The sequence below is a fragment of the Scytonema sp. HK-05 genome (genome assembly GCF_963872035.1).
Taxonomy (GTDB): Bacteria; Cyanobacteriota; Cyanobacteriia; order Cyanobacteriales; family Nostocaceae; genus Kalymmatonema.
In genome coordinates this window covers 20,903-39,884 of sequence record NZ_CAWMYC010000122.1, presented here as the reverse complement: position 1 = coordinate 39,884, position 18,982 = coordinate 20,903, and the positions used below count along the sequence as shown (strand labels likewise).

The window sequence follows — 18,982 nt, the reverse complement described above, 5'->3', positions numbered from 1 at the left end:
GTTGCCGTCTTCGATTCATACATTTGGGTACCCAAATATTTATACAAATATTTATACAAATATTTATACATTAGACATCTGCGAAAAACAATGTAGAGACGCTTCAAACAGCGCGTCTGTACAAGGATTGTAGACAACGCAAAATTAATTCTGGAGATGTCTATTTGCACAGCCAAGTTTGAGGTGTACCCAGGTGGCGCTATGATGCTTGTCTAAGGTGATCGTAACTCAAACAATATCGCCTGAAATAACTGCTTATTTTTTACAAGCTCAAGAGAGAAACAGATTTGGACTTGTCCCAACTGCCGTTGCGATGGCACTCCGTACCCGTAGTCATGCGATTGCCCAAGGGGCAGTGGCAAAGCCAATCGCGCTCTTCGCAGTGCCATTCGGGCGATCGCATTGAAAAAAACCGGATTATGTGAGTTAGACTTATTTGCTAATTAGGTGCAAGCACGCATCAACTTATGCACGAGTGAGATAGAAATGGGGAGTTTTGCGCTCATCTGAACTATTGTAGAACCGCACAGTACCACTACACTCAATACGGTTCAGTAGTGTCGTTATGTGAACAAGGCTTGCGGTTCTTGAGCAGCCTTGAGTAGAGTTGCAGATCTTGGGAGAAAAGAACTGATTTTTCTTCAACAGCCAAGGTATGGAGTGTGGGGTGTAGGGTGTCGTGAAAGAGGAAAATGTCCATACCCCACACCCTACCCCCAACAAGACTGTTCATCAAAACTATTCCAAAAGTGCATAAGTTGATGCGTGCTACATCTATCAAGAACACAGCTATGAAGCTCATTCATGCTTAACTTCCGTTATGCAAATCCAGTAAAGATTGATGCATAGAATAGAAGTTATGTCAATGTCATAGTTCTACATTCTAGAAAAAAGAGCAAACAAGATGACCATAGATCTAAAAAACTACCGCTGGGTTAAAACGAATTCTCCGATTGCCTCCTCGCGGACCGATGATATCTGGTTTTTTAACCCGCAAGAAGGCTGGCTGGTTAACAGCAACGGGCAGGTGAGCGTTACCCGAGACGGAGGGTCGAGCTGGACCACCAAGTATCAACTACCTCCCAACTTGCCGGGAAGACCATATTTGCGTTGTATTCAGTTCGCCTCGTCCCAAGTGGGCTGGTTTGGAGCCGTAACCAACGCCAGCAAGGAAAATCCTGGCGATTATCTGAAGTATCTTCTCCACCAAACAACAGACGGCGGTAACACATGGACACCTGTTGACAACCTTCCAGAGGGTTCTCCTGGAGGCATTTGCGGTCTGTCCGTGGTTAACGAAATGGTGGTGTATGGTTCTGGTGCTAACGATCCCAACCAACCTGGTCCCTCCATTATCAAGACAACAGACGGAGGGAAGAGCTGGAATGTCATCGATATGAGTCGCTATGCCTCTAACTTGGTCGATATCCACTTTTTTGACGAGAATCGGGGTTGGGTCGTAGGTGGAAGGAAGCAGGACAGTTGCCCACCCGACCGGAAAGGCTACGAACGTGAGCCCCAGTATGCTCAATTAAAGCCAGTCGTTCTCTACACGCAGGACGGCGGCAAGACGTGGGAGAACACCGTAGCCAATCTAACATCCGGCTTCGATTGTGGCGGCTGGGGTTGGAAGATCTACTGGCTCAATAAAGAGGTTGGATTCGTTTCCATAGAAAACTTTCTAAGCGGTGCCATCTTGAGAACCACCGATGGTGGTCAAACCTGGAAGATGTTTCCTATCAATGACTGCCGGACTGGTGCCGACGGCAACCATGTTGCCAACGCCAATCTGGAAGGAATCGGATTTATCAGCAAAGACTGCGGCTGGGTTGGGGGCTGGGGTGATGCTCAGTTCATTGGAACGTATAACAGCTGGACTTGGAACGGCGGACAAAACTGGGTCGCTCAGGACAGCGTTAACGGCGATCCACTCAGTGATGTCCGGGTCAACTTGAATCGCTTCCGCTTCTTCTTCGAGCCACTGGTGGGCTACAGTTCGGGCAAAATGGTCTACAAGTACACTGACCAACCGTTGCCTGCTCCTCCCAAGGAACTCCTAGCATCCATCGCTGCCCTTGGACTGAATTCGGTTCCAGCCGCCGAACCTCATTCGGTCGAGATTCGTCTCAACGTACCGCAGGGAACTAAGAAGCTCTACATTGGCTTTTGGAATTATCTGGCTTGGTACAAGGGCACGCTTGTTGACGAGGACGACCCCCAGCCTGGTACGCGGACATTCATCTGGGATGGGAAAGATGATAGCGGTAACTCGCTAGCAGGTGGCACTTACATTTGTAGAGCGATGTGCGACGACATTTACGAAAGTATCAACATTAATTTAGCCGTTGCTTAAAAAGTAAAAAGAGAAAAGTAAAAAGTAAAAAGAGAATCCCCATAATTAAAATTAGGGGATTTTTATTGCGGACGCCTTTTTTTCGAGACACATAGTGCGAGAAAAAAAATCTTTTTTGGTTTTCCATAAAGAAATTTAGGGGCTTGAAACCGTTTTTTCTTTTTCTTTTTCTTTCTTTTGCCTTTTAACTTTTAACTTTTGCCTTGTTCGGTAACGCATTCCCCCCGCATTCTATGCGTGGGCTTTTAGCAAAGAAAGCTCAGTAGTGGAGTGGTTCCTGTTCAGGTTCCGCCTCACTACTCACTAACAGACGCGAAGTCGGGAGAGGGGGAGACGCGGCGAGGCGGGGAAATGTTTCTCCGTGTCTCCGAGTCCCCGTGTCTCTTGTACCCCGTGTCTTCAGAGTTTAGCCTCAAACTGCATAAGTTACTTTCGCTTGCATTTATATACTCTTTGAGATATCAAATTTTAGAGAAAGCCATGAGAAAGTTTATTTTCGCTTTGATTTTGGCAATATCTATTTTTGGGTTGCTGCTGCTACCAAGCAACGCTTATGCCCAATCTATCCAGTCCACCGAGTTACCCCAGTCCACCCAGCCCACTAAGTCACGCACCCGAGTTCGGAAAAACATTTACACTCCCCAAGGACAGAAGGATCTACAGACGCTTAAAGACGCGCTTACCCTGATGCGAGAGCGGGGTTGTCTAGATCCTGCTAGTTGGTATTTCCAAGGAGCAATTCATTGGCTCCCCAATCCTAACCAGCTTGAGAGAAATCCTCTGTGCCCAAGCTATACCTCAGCGACGGCATCAACTCCAGAAGTAACACAATTGTTACAAAACTTTTGGCAGAAGTGCCCCCATCTAGATAGTGTTAATATATATCACTTTCTACCCTGGCATCGACTCTACCTTTCTTTCTTTGAGATAGCTGTTCGTAACATCACTGGCAAGGATGATTTTGCCATTCCATACTGGGATTACACCGATAATGGGTCTCCAGAAAACAGCATTATCCCAAGCGCGTTTAGAAGTCCTGCTGACGCAACCAACAGTCTTTATGAGCCATTGAGGCGTAGAATCCTAAATAGCGGTAGCTCAATATCAGCAGCAGATGCAAACGACCCGACTCCTGTTGCAAACCAGATTACTCAAGACACGCTGATTCGAGACAAAGAACGAGCGTACCAAGCTATTCGATTTAGGGATTTTTCTAGCCCGCTTGAAGGCTCACCTCACGGTTCCATGCACGTTGAACTCGGTGGTGTGTATCGCTCTAATGTATTCAATCCTATTACGCAAACTGAAACTGATGCAGGGCTGATGTCAGATGTTCCTACTGCTGGTTTCGACCCAATCTTTTGGGTACATCACACTAATATCGACCGTTTGTGGGAATCTTGGACAAGACAAAGAGAAAAAGATAACCCAGCAGCAACAGATATCAGAGTAACGGCTGAACAATTAAGTTCAGTACCTTGGCTGTATAATTTTTATAATGGAAGTACTGCAATTAGCTTGCAACCATCAGAAGTGGTTTCCGAGGTCTACACACCTTCTTACAACAGTTCGGTCTACGATAAACTTGATGAAGTGCCACCGAGTCCCCGAGCACAGAATCGTTCACGCGATAGATTCATACTACCCGTAGAAGACATTGTTGTTACCTCTGAGGAGGTTAAGACCAAGTTGACTGATAAACTGACAACAGTAAATGTTCCATTATCTACCCCTGTTGAGATTTCAGAAGATGTGGCAGAGCGAGGTGCTCCTTCTGGAGATGAAAATTATGAGTTGGAAGTTCAAGTGTCTTTCCAGGGACAACCAAGGGGAGCTTATGATGTTTATCTAAACCTGCCCAATACAGAGGCAACTGTTGACACTCTTGACACAAATGCCTACTTCGTCGGCGTTGTCAATTTCTTTGAAGTACCGAGTTCTGAAAGGATGACAAAAACCGTCCTGTTTGACATTACCGACAAACTCATTGAGCAGGTGAAAAGACGCGAACAACCGTCGGAAATCCAAAACTTAAAAGTGTCTTTTCTCGCAAAAAATGCTTCGACTGCACAGGACATTGTTGTTGAGACGGTTTCACTTCGCAAGTTTGAGTAAGTGAACTTGTGTTGAACTCCGGTTTATCTCAAGAGCCTGAGTTACAACTAAAGCTGGCAGGCTTTATCATCACTCATAGCGATCGCACCTTATCAGCCAATACAGTTCAGATAAGAGTAAAATCATTATCAGAATGGCAATGTAGAGACGTTGCATCCGAAAGTTCTACATGTGTGGAATCTTGATCAACAATCTTTAACTGAACTGTATTGCCTTATCAGTGGTTTGAGTGAAGTTGTTGTGAAATAACCTCTGGAAGCATAAGTAACCCAAGTTGCAGGTTATTAAATTCTGAGTGAAAAGTAGCTGTCTATTTATGCGATTGGCTTTGCCACTGTAAGAAAGGGCGGGAAAATTTCTAAGTATGTAAAAAAATTAACCAGAAGCAGTCACCTCGGTAACTGTATTTATTTATCTTTACATAATTTGGTTTTTTCACGCCCACTTACTTACTTTCTCAACTTTCCATCCAGCAGAAGCCCCAATCTTTCCAGTTTTCACAAACCTAAAAGCCCCGTATGTGTAAACTTCGCCGTCCGGCTTAACCTTTATTAACTCCTTTACAACTGAATTTTATTCTTGCTTCTGGTGTCACTTTCTTACACTTTTATTCGTGTATTAGTGTTTTCTCCTTAGAGGTGCAAGATATAAGTAACCGGACTTGATATAACCCAGCGAGAGAGCCAGTCGTCTAGGGAGGGAAAGCTGTCATTCGCGCTGGCTCACAACTAACTACTAATAGCCCCCACGCCAAGTCATGTTTCTTCATACCAATCAGAACTATGCCGACTGAACAAACAGTTGCATTTGTTCTAACAATGCATCTACATCTTTTTGTAGTTGCTGCAAATCTTGTTGAGGGTTTACCGTCCAAGTATGTATTCCATCTAAGCTTGCATTTAAAAAAGCATTCCGACAAGCATGATAGTCAATTTTACCAGTAGAGTCTTTTGGAATACTACCTGCTTTTAAAAACACTACAGCATAAATTTGCAGTTCATGTTCTTCTAAAACTGCAGAACGGATAGCTTTAATGACTTCATCCGCATTAAAAATACGTGAATAGGCTCTCTTCACCTCCTGAAGAACAACTAACCGTTCTTGATAATTAACTTCGACGGAAAAGACCGCTCCAGCGCTTGGTTTTAAGGATGGATGGCTCTGCTTCACAGTTTTCTCAATAGTTTGAGTATGATAGTTGTGACCTCGAATACTAATTACGTCATTGACCAATTGTTGTTTTAGATTACTTTTATCAACAAGCTTTTGTACTTCTTGTTGCTGAGGATTAACCAATACTAAATGATTCATTTCTCCGTCCTCCATTGTAAAATTAAGGCAAATAGACTTAAAAATTCAGATAAGCTATAACTCACTTGAAGCAACAATCAGGAAACTCTTCAATAAAGTTTTCTCTTTTATTTTTACCTAAAATAAAAGAGAAAACTATTAAAGGTGATATCCATAAAAGTTGATAGTGCAATCACTTCTAAAAGATTCGCGTTCTCTGTAGAGACGCTCTAGGGCGCATTTCTACATTGTGGTTCTGATAAAGGTTCTGGTCTTATCTGAACCGTATGGACTTATAAAGCGTCAAATCTTTCTAGCAATGTTATACTGTGTCACCCAATATTTTTATTGCTTTTATAATATATTAGGGTTCACTTCTGGAAAATTATGCACTTGTCAGGTGATTTTTTAGAAAAAATTGGGAGAAAATTAAAAATGTTAGTAAATATAGCAATCCCATTTAATTTGTGAAATTCTATTAGCTCAGGTTTCCGGCTTCTTCAGTAAAGTCAGGAATGTGGCTGTTCACGAAGGCGAGTAGGCACAGATCCAATGCTTCTCCCCTTCCATTCACCGTCAATTTTCTCCTCCCAATTGAACCCCCAACGCCAGTGTTTAGGGTTATCTGGTGACCGTTCCCCAATCACACGTGGGTAAGATGCAATGGTTCCGTCCTTGAGTTTTTTGTTCTCAAGATATTTGTACAAGTATCCGCGTTGTTTAGTGGGCGATGCAAGAGAGCGCACTGACGTTCCGCTCAGCGGTGCCGCAGGCTCAGGCGATCGCTGCGGCTGCTTTTCTTCCGTTTCCTCTAAGAATTTTTCGGGTGTCGTATTAACTGGCAATTGATTGCAAATACTGAATTCTTCTGAGGGCGATCGCTCCCACTCTGGGATCAAGCGCATTACCGAGGGCAGTTCGGCGTGAGCGTACCGTTCCATTTCCTCGCTTGATTCCCATGCTGACCTTTCGTCCTGTGGATCTGTCCAGGCAATAGGAAGACTGTAGGCACTCTCCAGAAATTCCGGGTTTACAACCTCTTCAAAGTTGATTAACTGCTTCTCCTTCAAAAAATTCTCTAATTTGCTTCGACCAGGGGGACGGCTTTTTCTGGTACTTAATGCTGTCGGAGACGGCAACCAATAGCAATCTTTTTCTATCGAAGGGAGCTGCAAAGTGACCACTTGAAACGATAGTCCCTTCGAGAGAGTATCCTGATTCTCTAAGTACAGTTTTGCATTAATTCGTAGCGTTTTGAAACGCAGAGGAACGCGGAGGGACGCGCAAAGTAACGCAGAGCCTTTCTGAAATTAATTCGTTACGAACTTGTGAAATTCTGTACTGAGAGGAAATATCACGGAAAGCCGAGCCATCATCCCAAGCAGGGTCATATAGCGGAAAACGTCCTACTTTTTTCTTACAGGAAAGCTGTTCAAATTCAAAATCATAGCTTATAGCAGTGGAATACTTGCTCGTGTCGAAGAGTTCCATATGATTAGTTAGGTTTTTGATAAGGGATTAGGGAAGAAGAGGGGGAATGGGCAATGGGCAATGGGCAATGGGCAATGGGCAATGGGCACGCGGGGATTATTCTCAACCTTTTCCCCTTTCCCTTGGACTCTCTTGAGATTGCCCAGTCTTCAGTCCAAGCGTCACTGGTCCCCAGCCCCGAACTAAAAATCTAATTCGCGGATATCAACAATCCAGCCAGTGCTCGCGCGTACCAGTTCACATCCATTAATTGGGTCACACGCCCAATCAATTGCAATCTGACGGTAGGTGTCGCTACCGTAGTTTAGGTACTTTCTCATGTCTTCCAGAATTACCGAGAATGGTGTCTGGGCTGGTGGATCGATGACTTTACCTATGGGAGTAAGGTTTTTATTCCCTTCCTCTTGCTTCTTCAAAGGTCGCTTGCGCTCTAGAATGTGCCGTCGTCGCAAGTTCCCAATTAATTCCTTAGCTGCTTTTTTCTGTTCACCACTTGGCAAGTCTGTAGGTTCTTCGGTTTCTCGCTTGGTAGAAGAGTTTATGGATTGAGCCGCTTGACTCAATTGGGGAGAATAGATTTTCTGCCAAAATGCTCTATCATCAGCAGAAAATTCTTTTAGCTGATAGGAATCAGGATTGATTTGCCCGAATTCATCGCTCTTGCCTTCTATTGCTCGTAGGGTATGCGGTGCCACTTCCTGAAGAATTTCTTTTGGCGATCGCTCCTCGGTTACTCTCATTTCTTGGGGCAACTCAGTTCCGGCACGTTGATGCTTGAGAATTTCTTGCTCGTCAGTTGTGGTGTCGATGCCATTAAGCTTGCGAGTTTCAATATTGGCAGCTTTGTGCAGGATAATATTTTGATACCACTCCCATTCAATCGGTAGGTTTGTCGGTTCATTGCGAAAATGCTTGAGAACATTCGCCTTCTTTTCGTGGATATCACCACCATGAGCCTTGAGCCATCTTTGGGCTAAAGCAGTTTGAAAAGCTGAATCAAGCTGACCTTCCTCGTTTTTCCAAGGACCATCCGGTAGCCATTTCCATTCAATCTCTGTGGGGGTAGGCTTCTTACTGAAAGATGGCTCACGCATTTGAATCCGAGAATTATTCTCAGGCGCTGCCGGAGTTATTAACCCATTAGAAGAATTACAAACTTGATCCACCAGAGCGAAATTTTCTGTTTCTTTTTGAAAATCATTTTTTACACTCCCTTCCACTTCTTTTGAGTGTGAGAAGTCTGAAGAAATCTTTATAGTCTGAGGCGGATTGAAACCCGCTTTTGATAAAGGTTTCGGCGGTTTATTTTCCAAAAATTTGGAAGGTATTCCAAATTTTTGGAAGGTATTCCGAAATTTCGGAATACTTTCCAACTTTTCGGAAGCCTTTCCAGAATCTTGGGATTCTTTCCGAAATTCTGGAAATAACCCCTCTTCATCAGTGGGATTGTCGGTGTTTTTAGAACCACGTACCTTTGCACTGCCTCGTAGATTTCGGAATGTAAAGCCCTTATCTTGAAAATCAAACAACTCAAACTTTTGAAATTTAGCGATCGCTGCGTAAAAGGTAGATTTCTTAATTCCCACTTGCTGGAGGATGGTTAAAGTGTCTGGCAATTCGTTGTAGCGGTCGCCCCAAGGGTCGCTAACCGAGAAATAAATCCATAGTCGCCATTCGGCAGCGGTCAAGTTAGCCTCATACAATTTGGATAAGGTTTCAGCGGTCAAGGGGTAGAAATTAATCATTTTCAACCTCCTGTCCAGTAACCAAAACTTCAAACGGCAAACAAGCGGCTTCGATATCAGGTAATTTTTTTAACGCTGTTGCAGATCCAAATAAATGGATGCGTTTGTTGTAAGTAGGAAAAAATGCTGAGTAAGTGAAAATCTGCCCTAATGCTTCTTTCCAGTTGTTGAACTGCTTAATTTCGATAATTTCTCTGTCGCTCAACAAATCAATTCGCCCGGAAGATGTCATTACCTCGCTTTGTCCGCCCAGAATAGCCTTAAGATTATCCCTAACCTGTTGCTCTATATTTGAGTAACTTATTTTCTTAAGGGCAAGTATGGTAGCTTCTGGCACTACCCTAAGCTCTTGGAATTTGGCGATCGCTCTGTAAAATGTAGCTTTACTTACCGAGCATTCCTGTATTATTTCGATTGTGTTAATTTTGATGTAGCGATCGCCCCAAGGGTCGATTTCTACCAAATAACTCCATATTCGCCACTCTGCGGCAGTCAGTTTACCTTTCCGAAGTTTTGCTGTAATATCCAATGTCAGCGGATAAAAACTTCCACCAATCTTTTGTTCTGTCATAATACGGTTGTAATTAACTAAAAACTTTAGCCCTGGCAGATGCTAGGGCTTTTACTTTTTGATTGGAACGTGAAATTTAAGATAAAAAATCCTAAATATCTTAGAGGAAACTTAAGCTTCCCTTGAATGATATCATTATATGAAAGTAAGATATACAAGAAAATATGATTAATTTCAGAGCAGCACTAGCCGCGACAATGAAAGAATATGGCATAAAGGGTACGTGGTTAGCGTCCAGAGCAGATATCACCCCTCAGACGATTTCGCAGTTTGTTTGTGGAAGATGCCAGATAAAAATCGATACGCTTGAGCGGTTGATTAATGCATTACCGCCAGATGCTCAAGAATATTTTTTCTTTCAAATGAAACCCATAGGCAGGGATATAATATCCCTGGCTCGCAAGGCATCAGATGAAGAAAAAGCAGAAGTTTTGCGTGTTTTTGCAGCTTCTTACTCTCGGCAAGAGGTGCAATTATAAAAAAAATGCTTTTGGGCTGCTTTACAAAAAAGGGATACGCGCCTAAAAAAATATTGGTGTATCTACCTTTTGGTTCGTATGAATTTAGAAGAAATAATCGCTCAATGCGATCGCTTTGACGCTGAGGGAAAGGCGCAGATCATAAAGCACTTGCTTCGCGATTCCTCTATATCTATTGTCATCAGAAATAGAAACCAGGATTTGCAATCAGAAGAGATTGCACAGACGCTCTTTGCGATCGCCGATAAGATTTCCTCTAAGAATTTTCTTAGAGGAAATTAGTCTATCAAGTGAAGTCTGACAAGCCCCTACCTATAAAACAGGCGTAAGCCCCCGGCGGCGCTGCCCAAAGCCCTTGCCCGCGCCGCCGGAGGCTGTTTAATCGCTAAAAACTTAAGAGTGGCTGAATGGGTCAACCCCTTCTCCTTCGGAGACGCTACGCGAACGCGTAGCGTGCGCTTTGCGCTTACGGGGAATTCAAAATTCAAAAATCATCTCTGTACGGCATTGAAGACCCCATACCCCTAAGCCCTTCGGGCACGTTGCGCGTTCGCGTAGCGTGCGCTTTGCGCTTACGGGAATTCAAAATTCAAACACATTATTCGCGCAAAAAGTCACAGGGTTGTTTATTCCTCCTCATACTTCTACTAGGTTTACTGTTTCCATTTAATGAAGCTGCAAGACATTTTAAAAAACAACGTAACTATTGATTTTACTGAATTGCACAATGACAAAGAGCTTGCAACCCAAGTTCAGATTCAACTGAATGCGTTGGGATTGCTTCATAGCAAAGCGGATGGGGCATATGGTCCCATTACTCAAAGAGCCTTGACTCAATTTGCAAAATTTTTTAATCTTGGAAGCAAGGTGACTCCAGAGTTTGCCAAAAAGCTTATAGAAACCAAAAGTGTACCAAGTGTCCTTCCTGCACCAGGGGTCGAACTGATTAAGCAATTTGAAGGATGTTACCTAGAAGCTTATCCCGATCCTTTGACTGGTGCGGAGCCAATTACTATAGGTTGGGGATGTACCCGCAAGCCTGATGGAAGTGAGTGGAGGATGGGCGATCGCATTACAGAGGAAGAGGCTGTTGATTTGCTTTTATTTCAGCTTGAGTATCATTACCTGGCCTATCTACAAGCAATTCCTGGTTGGTGGGAACTTAATGAAAACCAACAAGGGGCATTGTTAAGCTTCGCTTATAATTTGGGCGCAAATTTTTTCGGTTCACCTAACTTTCAGACTATTACCAGGGTACTGCAAAATAAACAGTGGGACAAAATTGAAAAAACTTTCTTGTTGTACTGCAATCCTGGTTCACCTGTGGAAGATGGCTTGAAGAGGCGACGGTTAGCAGAAGCTCAATTATTCAATAAGTCGGGACATTAAATGTATGGAGTCAATGCGATCGCCTTCTCCTGAGGGAGACGATCCCAGATGCTCAAGTTCCGGCTAAGTACAGGTAAAATTTTTTGTATATCAATCACTGTAACGGTTTGCAGTTTACCACTAGAAACTCGTCTAAACTCTAGTTCCTCAGCCCTAAACCTACATCCTTACACTAAGTAAATTAATTTACCCGTGTTGTCGCGGTAGCTTGCTTGGTGCAAAAATCCGCCACATACATTTGCCGTTGCTTAACAAAAGACGGAGATAGGTTCTCTACCTCGTAGAGAGTTTGCAAAGCATCTGACCAAGCATTGGGAGTAATGGAAATGTATTAGCCTTGGCTAACACATCCTAAAAAAATTCTGTCCGCCTACTTTAAGCAAACCCTATTGGAAGTGGCTGCATAAATTAATTAGCTTACCCCCTATCAAAAGAGAGACGCTAGATACTCTTAAGCAACTGCTTTATGAGTGTATCTAATTTGCGTTTAGTTAATTTTACAAGTTTCATCGCAATCTAATTGCAATTTTAGTACCAGCTATTTCTTTCCCAAAAAGTTATTAAATCAATCGCAACCTACAATCGAAGACACCATGAACACATATACTCTTAGCAGTAATAATTCTTATTCCCACGCGGTCAGCGAAGCCAACCAAAGTGAAACGATTTTAGCACAATTACGTACCATCGTCGCAAACTTACTCAAATCTGACCTAGAAGGCGTTGATGTTGATGCACCTTTTTTGGAAATGGGTGCTGATTCGATTGTACTTGTTGATGCGATTCGTCATATTGAAAATACTTTTGGCGTTAAGATTGGGATTCGTCAGTTATTTGAAGAATTAACAACTCTAAGTGCATTGGCAAGCCATATCGAACAAAATACGACTATACAATTGCCTGTAGTAGAAGAGATTTCGCAGCCAGAGAATGTAGTTTCGGTATCATCGCAACCCCAACTCACTTTAATGCCATATCACAACCACCTAGGGAACGCTGCTTCAGAGAACTTTCTAGAAGAAGTCATTAACTTACAGATGCAGTTAATGTCCCAGCAGTTAGAAGTTCTGCGCGGTACTGGCTTGGCTTTGGAAAATTCTTTTCCACACCAAAATGGTCACTCCAAGTCGGCTGCTCAAACAAAAGCAGTTGTCGTTAATACTCCCGAAAAAACCGTATCTGGATCATCTCCAAGCAAACCATCCTCCTCAGTTTCATTCTACCGACCAGCAGAAATTCGCGCTAGAGGGTTGACACCACAGCAGTCTAGCCACTTAGAAAACCTCATTTCACGCTACACTCAACGTACTCAAGCATCAAAAAAACTGACGCAAACTTATCGACCTGTTTTAGCAGACAATCGAGCATCTGTAGGTTTCCGCTTCTCTACTAAAGAAATGCTCTATCCACTTGTTGGTGAACGTTCTCAAGGTTCGAGAATGTGGGATGTGGATGGTAATGAGTATATAGATATTTCGATGGGATTTGGGGTGAATTTGTTTGGGCACAACCCCGAGTTTATCACCTCGGCGATCGCACAGCAACTTCAGCAAGGTATGCAAGTTGGTCCCCAAACCAGCCTCGCAGGAGAAGTTGCACAGTTAATTTCCGAACTTACAGGATTAGACCGTGCCTGCTTCTGCAATTCAGGGACCGAAGCTGTTATGACCGCTTTACGTTTGGCACGCATGGCAACTGGACGTAACAAAGTTGTCATGTTCTCTGGTTCTTTTCACGGTAATCTTGACGGCACTTTAGGCACGGCAACGGCTGGGAATGAGAATCCTGCGGCATTGCCTATTGCCCCAGGTATCGCGCCCAAAATGGTGGAAGATATGTTAGTGCTGGACTATGACAATCCCCAATCCTTAGAGATTATTAAAGCACATGCCCACGAACTCGCAGCTGTGTTGGTCGAACCGGTACAAAGTCGCAAACCTGATTTACAACCGAAAGAGTTTCTGCACCAACTTAGACAGTTGACACGAGAAGCGGGAGTGGTTTTGATATTTGATGAAATGATTACTGGTTTTCGCATCCATCCAGGCGGGGCGCAGGCATGGTTTGGTATTGATGCAGATATCGCCACTTACGGTAAGATTGTCGGTGGTGGTATGCCAATCGGGGTTGTGGCTGGTAAAGCTAAATACATGGATGGTCTTGACGGTGGGATGTGGAACTACGGCGATGCCTCCTACCCACAAGCAGACACAACTTTCTTCGCGGGTACTTTCTGCAAACATCCTCTAGCAATGGCTGCTGCCCGCGCTGTCTTGCAAGAAATTAAGCGGCGTGGTTTGCCTTTACACGAAGAGTTAAACCAGCGCACAGCGAAAATGGCGGCGACTCTCAATGCTTACTTTGAAATCGAGAATTTACCGATTAAAATTGTTCATTTTGGCTCTTTGTTCCGCTTTGCCTTTTCAGAAAATGCTGACTTGTTGTTCTATCACCTCCTGTATCGCGGCATTTATATTTGGGAAGGACGCAACTGTTTCTTGTCTGCTGCTCATAACGACGAAGATGTCAATAAGTTCATTCAAGCTGTAAAAGAGAGTGTGGAGGAGTTGCGAAACGGCGGTTTTTTTCCTCAGTTGCCCTCGGTAACTTTATCGCAGGGCAAAAAAGAATCAACTGAGGTATCTGATGCTGTCACCATCGCCCCTTTAACTGCGGCACAAAAGCAACTTTGGGTATTGACGCAGATTGAGGAAGAAGGTTCGCTGGCTTACAATGTCTCGGTGAGTGTGGAATTGCAAGGTGCGTTTAACTTACCAGCGATGCGTCAAGCTGTGCAAAAACTTGTAGACCGTCATGAGGCATTGCGGACTACCATCACTAGCCAAGGCAATTTTCAAAAGATATTATCATCTTTAAAAGTAGATGTTCCTTTGGTTGATTTTTCTCTTGTTGAAACAGACAAAGTCACTGAGTGGTTTAAAAATCAAAGTCAGAAAGCTTTTGACCTCAACGAAGGAGTTCTTTTTTGCGCTCATCTTTTGAAACTGGCAGAACAACGACACGTACTGGTACTAAAGGCTCACCATATCATCGTTGATGGTTGGTCAATGGGTGTGATGTTGCAGGAACTCGCAACGTTATATTCAGGCGAGTGTCAAGGTGTTGTTAACAAGTTGGACTTGCCAATGCGGTATCGCGAGTACGCGCTGTGGCAAGATCAGCAAAGCCAAACAAGCGAAATAGCTGAACATGAATCTTACTGGTTACAAAAATATACAAGTTCTGTTCCGAACTTGAATTTACCAACAGACCACCCACGTCCACCAGTTAAAACTTATAACGGTAGCAGACAATCCTTACATCTTGATGCGAGTTTTTGCGATGAAATTAAACGCTTGAGCAGACAGAATGGTTGTACTCTGTTTATGACATTGTTGGCAGCATACACAACTTTACTTTATCGCCTCAGTGAGCAAGACGATATAGTGGTTGGTATTCCTGCAAGTGGACGTTCCATCGAAGGCACTGAAACAATGGTAGGTTATTGCAGTCACTTATTGCCTATCCGCAATCACATTTTGGGTGATGCTAGTTTTAAAGAGCATCTCAAAACCCAAAGAAGTGTTTTATTAGAAGCCTACGAACACCAAGATTATCCTTTTGCAAAGTTAATCGACAAGCTGAATATCCAACGCGATGCTAGCCAATCGCTTCTGGTAACAACGACCTTTAATTTTGACCGACCTGTAGATGTACCAGCAATGCCTGGACTGCAAACCAAGCTGCTGTCTCAACCTATCAGTTTTGCTGACTACGACCTGAGCTTGAATGTCTCGGAAATTAACGACGAACTGCTCTTGGAGTGCGATTATAATACAGACTTGTTCGATGCTACCACCATTGACCGGTGGTTGGGACATTTCCAAACCTTACTAGCAGGAATTGTAAAAAATCCGGAACAAATTGTTTCACAATTACCCTTGCTTACAACTTCCCAAGAACATCAATTGCTGGTGGAGTGGAACAACACTCAAATGAACTTTCCTCAAGATAAGTGCATCCATGAGTTGTTTGCACAACAGGCAGAATTAACTCCTGATGCTGTAGCAGTAGAATATGCTGGACAAAAGCTAACCTATCGCGAACTAAATAGCCGCGCCAACCAATTAGCGCATTACCTACAAAGTTTAGGTGTAAAACCAGAAGTCCTTGTTGGTATCTGCCTTGAACGTTCTCTAGAAATGTTGGTTGCGATGCTGGGTATTCTCAAGGCTGGTGGTGCTTACGTACCTTTAGACCCGGCTTATCCCCAAGAACGCTTGGCTCATATGCTATCTGATTCTCAAACGGCGGTGCTGCTGACTACTGCGAAGTTACAAAGTCAACTGCCTCCACATTCAGCAAAAGTAGTGCGATTAGATACAGATTGGGCAGTCATTTCGCGTAAAGAAAATACCAATCCCGTTAATATCAGCAAGCCAGAAAACTTAGCTTATGTGATTTATACTTCCGGTTCTACAGGCAAATCCAAAGGAGTACTGATTCCGCACCAAGCTTTAGTAAATCATAACTGCGCGATCGCCAAAAATTACGAACTGACCGCGAGCGATCGCATCCTACAATTTGCTAGCTTTAGCTTTGATGTTGCTGCTGAAGAAATCTTTCCTACCTGGTTGAGTGGAGCGACTTTAGTACTGCGTCCTGCCGAAATTCCCACGATTTCAGATTTTGCTCAATTTGTCAAGCAGGAAAAATTGACGGTGTTAAACCTGCCAGTACCATACTGGCAAGAGTGGGTAGCCCAAATGCCCCAAGTGAACTGGGCAGAAAGTGTACGCTTGCTAATTGTAGGTAGCGATAGAGTGCAGTTAGAACGGTTTACTTCTTGGCAAAAGCATGTAGGAGCAAATGTCAGCTGGCGTAATGCTTATGGTCCGACCGAAGCCACCATTACCGCTACTGTTTGCAGTTCTACAGTAAGTTGCGAACAAGCAAAAACCAATTCCTTACCCATTGGTCGTGCGATCGCCAACACCCAAACATATATTCTTGACCGCCACCTGCAACCAGTGCCTATTGGTGTTATCGGTGAATTGTATATCGCTGGTGCTGGATTAGCCAGAGGCTACCTCAACCGTCCGGAATTAACAGCCGAGAAATTTATCTCCAACCCCTTTAGTCACGAAGCAAAAGCGCGGATGTACAAAACTGGCGATCAGGCACGCTACTTAAGCGATGGTACGATTGAATTTATCGGTCGCATTGACCATCAAGTCAAGATTCGCGGTTTTCGTATTGAACTTGGGGAAATTGAAAGTGTACTCACCCAACATCCCAACGTACAAGAATCTGTAGTTGTTGCTCGTCCCGACCAAAACGGTAACCAACGTCTCATCGCTTATCTTGTCTCGGATCAAGCACAACCCAACAATAGCGAACTGCGTAGCTTCTTAAAAGAAAAGCTGCCAGAGTACATGATACCTTCTGCCTTTGTGGTGTTGCAGTCGCTGCCAGTGATGCCCAATGGCAAGTTAGACCGCAATGCATTACCCGCACCAGAAGTAGCTACGAAGCATGAAGAAACAACTGTTATTGCACCTCGCACAAATACACAAGAGATACTAGCAGAAATTTGGGCGGAAGTTCTAGGACAAAAACAAGTAAGTATTCACGATAACTTCTTTGAATTAGGTGGAGATTCGATTCTCGCTATCCAAATGGTTGCCCGTGCTAACCAAACTGGTTTACAGTTTACCCCCAAACAACTTTTCCAACACCAAACTATTGCGGAATTAGCCACAGTGGTTGGCAATACTACCTCTATTCAAGCCGAACAAGGTTTGGTGACAGGTTCCGTAGACCTTACACCCATCCAGCAATGGTTCTTTGACGAAAATCTGCCCGAACCGCACCACTACAACCAGTCTGTGTTGCTGGAAGTACCAAACAACCTGGAACCGAAGCTCATAGAACAAGCAGTTAAACAATTGCTACTACATCACGATGCCCTACGGCTGCGATACGTACCATCAGCATCTGGCTGGCAACAAATTAACGCTGTTCCTGATGACACAACACCTTTCTCTGTAGCCGATTTATCAGGATTGTCCGTACAGGAACAACAAGTTATCATTGAGTCTAAAGCCTCCAAAATGCAGGCTAGTCTAAACTTAGAAAAAGGAGCAATTGTAAAAGTAGCGCTGTTGAGTCTTGGCAGCGATAAACCAAGTCGGTTGCTGTTCGTTGTCCATCATTTAGCAGTCGATGGTGTTTCTTGGCGGATTTTGTTGGAAGATTTGTTTACAGTTTATCAACAACTTCTTCAAGGCGATGCTATTCAACTTCCATGCAAAACGACATCTTTTAAAGAATGGGCTTCTGTACTAAATTCCTACGCAGAATCTGAAGCAGTCTCCAAAGAAAAAGATTATTGGCTAGCACCTGAACGTAATAACATTTCTCCCCTACCCAAAGATTATCCTGTAACCAAAGAAGCGAACACTGTAGCTTCTACAAATCAAGTATCAGTGGCTTTGGATGCACAACAGACTCAAGCATTGTTACAGGAAGTACCCGCAGCTTACAATACACAAATTAACGACCTGCTATTAACCGCATTAGTACAAGCCTTTGCCCGCTGGACTGGAAATTATCGCCTGTTAATTGACTTAGAAGGTCATGGACGCGAGGAATTATTTGAAAATGTCGACTTATCGCGCACCGTTGGTTGGTTTACCACTGTATTTCCCGTAGTTTTACAGCTTGCAAATGCAGAAAATTCAGGGGAAGCATTGAAGAGTATTAAAGAGCAACTACGCAGCATTCCCAATCGCGGCATCGGTTACGGACTATTGCGATACTTAAGCCAAGATAGTAAAATACGCTCGCAGCTACAAGCAATGCCACAAGCAGAAGTTAGTTTCAACTATCTTGGTCAGCTAGATGTCATTGGATTAGAAAATCTTGGAGTGACATTAGCCAAAGAGTCCACGGGACTAAACCAAAGCTTCTTAGGAATTTGCACCCATTTACTAGAAATTGATGGATTTGTAAGCGATGGGGAATTGCAATTTACTTGGAAGTATAGCGATAATATCTATCTTCGTTCGACCGTAGAACATTTAGCGATAATGTTTGTAGAGGAATTACAATCTCTGATCGCCCATTGCTTAAAATCAGATGTAGGAGGCTATACACCTTCCGACTTTCCAGAAGCAGATTTTAACCAAGAAGAATTAGATGAGTTACTCGGTGACCTTGCTCTAATTGAATCTAGCTGTTTTGATTTGTTAGGCGAAGAATTTGAGGATGATTTCGAGCAAGAGTTTGAAGATTTGTTAGGCGAAGAATTTGAGGACGATCTCGATAAGGAGTTTGAAGATTTATTCGACGAAAAATTGTTCCTCTAAGACAGCTAATAAGCTGAAACACATCTAACTTGCATAATCTCAAGTTTTGATAAAAAGCGTCAAACTCTTTTATCTCTTACTCTGTGCCCTCTGCGCCTCTGCGGTTTAAAATGCAAATTAAATGTGGAACAGCTTATAATGCTAAATCATAGTGTAGCGCAGGACGGAAAGCCTGCGCT

Annotated in this window: 12 protein-coding genes; 7 read left to right on the top strand and 5 right to left on the bottom strand. The window is 43.5% G+C overall.

Annotation, left to right across the window (positions count from 1 at the left end; translation table 11 throughout):
- Nucleotides 1-208: 208 nt before the first annotated feature.
- From AACT52_RS26040 to AACT52_RS26030, 3 genes are all read left to right on the top strand, one after another.
- On the top strand, nucleotides 209-406 hold the full coding sequence (locus AACT52_RS26040; RefSeq protein ID WP_143172888.1) for a hypothetical protein: 198 nt from the start codon (nucleotides 209-211) through the stop codon (nucleotides 404-406).
- Between the two features lie 498 nt (nucleotides 407-904).
- Nucleotides 905-2,353: a WD40/YVTN/BNR-like repeat-containing protein gene (locus AACT52_RS26035; RefSeq protein WP_073633932.1), complete on the top strand. Its 1,449-nt coding sequence runs from the start codon at nucleotides 905-907 to the stop codon at nucleotides 2,351-2,353.
- Between the two features lie 480 nt (nucleotides 2,354-2,833).
- Nucleotides 2,834-4,468 (top strand): tyrosinase family protein, encoded by a 1,635-nt coding sequence (locus AACT52_RS26030; protein WP_073633931.1) that lies wholly within the window; start codon nucleotides 2,834-2,836, stop codon nucleotides 4,466-4,468.
- 780 nt (nucleotides 4,469-5,248) lie between these two features.
- Here the strand turns inward: AACT52_RS26030 and AACT52_RS26020 are convergent.
- The 5 genes from AACT52_RS26020 to AACT52_RS26000 form a co-directional block, all read right to left on the bottom strand.
- Nucleotides 5,249-5,779, bottom strand: coding sequence for a hypothetical protein (locus AACT52_RS26020; RefSeq protein ID WP_073633930.1), 531 nt, complete (start codon nucleotides 5,777-5,779; stop codon nucleotides 5,249-5,251).
- A 488-nt stretch (nucleotides 5,780-6,267) separates the two neighbouring features.
- A complete protein-coding gene (locus AACT52_RS26015) occupies nucleotides 6,268-6,942 on the bottom strand; it encodes a hypothetical protein (RefSeq protein ID WP_073633929.1) in 675 nt (224 codons plus the stop codon).
- Nucleotides 6,943-6,997: 55 nt separating this feature from the next.
- The gene (locus tag AACT52_RS26010) at nucleotides 6,998-7,249 is read right to left on the bottom strand and encodes a hypothetical protein (RefSeq protein ID WP_143172885.1); all 252 of its coding nucleotides are present in this window, start codon (nucleotides 7,247-7,249) and stop codon (nucleotides 6,998-7,000) included.
- A 182-nt stretch (nucleotides 7,250-7,431) separates the two neighbouring features.
- On the bottom strand, nucleotides 7,432-8,994 hold the full coding sequence (locus AACT52_RS26005; RefSeq protein WP_073633928.1) for a hypothetical protein: 1,563 nt from the start codon (nucleotides 8,992-8,994) through the stop codon (nucleotides 7,432-7,434).
- Entirely contained in the window at nucleotides 8,987-9,565 is a 579-nt protein-coding gene (locus AACT52_RS26000) for a hypothetical protein (protein ID WP_073633927.1), read from the bottom strand. Before AACT52_RS26000 ends, AACT52_RS26005 begins: the two co-directional genes overlap by 8 nt.
- A 164-nt stretch (nucleotides 9,566-9,729) precedes the next feature.
- Between AACT52_RS26000 and AACT52_RS25995 the strand changes: the two genes are divergently transcribed.
- The 4 genes from AACT52_RS25995 (at nucleotide 9,730) to AACT52_RS25980 (ending at nucleotide 18,803) form a co-directional block, all read left to right on the top strand.
- A complete protein-coding gene (locus AACT52_RS25995) occupies nucleotides 9,730-10,044 on the top strand; it encodes a helix-turn-helix domain-containing protein (RefSeq protein WP_073633926.1) in 315 nt (104 codons plus the stop codon).
- 78 nt (nucleotides 10,045-10,122) lie between these two features.
- On the top strand, nucleotides 10,123-10,326 hold the full coding sequence (locus AACT52_RS25990) for a hypothetical protein (protein ID WP_073633925.1): 204 nt from the start codon (nucleotides 10,123-10,125) through the stop codon (nucleotides 10,324-10,326).
- A 387-nt stretch (nucleotides 10,327-10,713) separates the two neighbouring features.
- Nucleotides 10,714-11,433 carry a glycoside hydrolase family protein gene (locus AACT52_RS25985; RefSeq protein WP_073633924.1) on the top strand — a complete coding sequence of 240 codons (720 nt, stop codon included), beginning with the start codon at nucleotides 10,714-10,716 and terminating at the stop codon, nucleotides 11,431-11,433.
- Between the two features lie 593 nt (nucleotides 11,434-12,026).
- Complete coding sequence (locus tag AACT52_RS25980) at nucleotides 12,027-18,803, top strand: non-ribosomal peptide synthetase (RefSeq protein WP_073633923.1); 6,777 nt, start codon at nucleotides 12,027-12,029, stop codon at nucleotides 18,801-18,803.
- Nucleotides 18,804-18,982 lie beyond the last annotated feature (179 nt).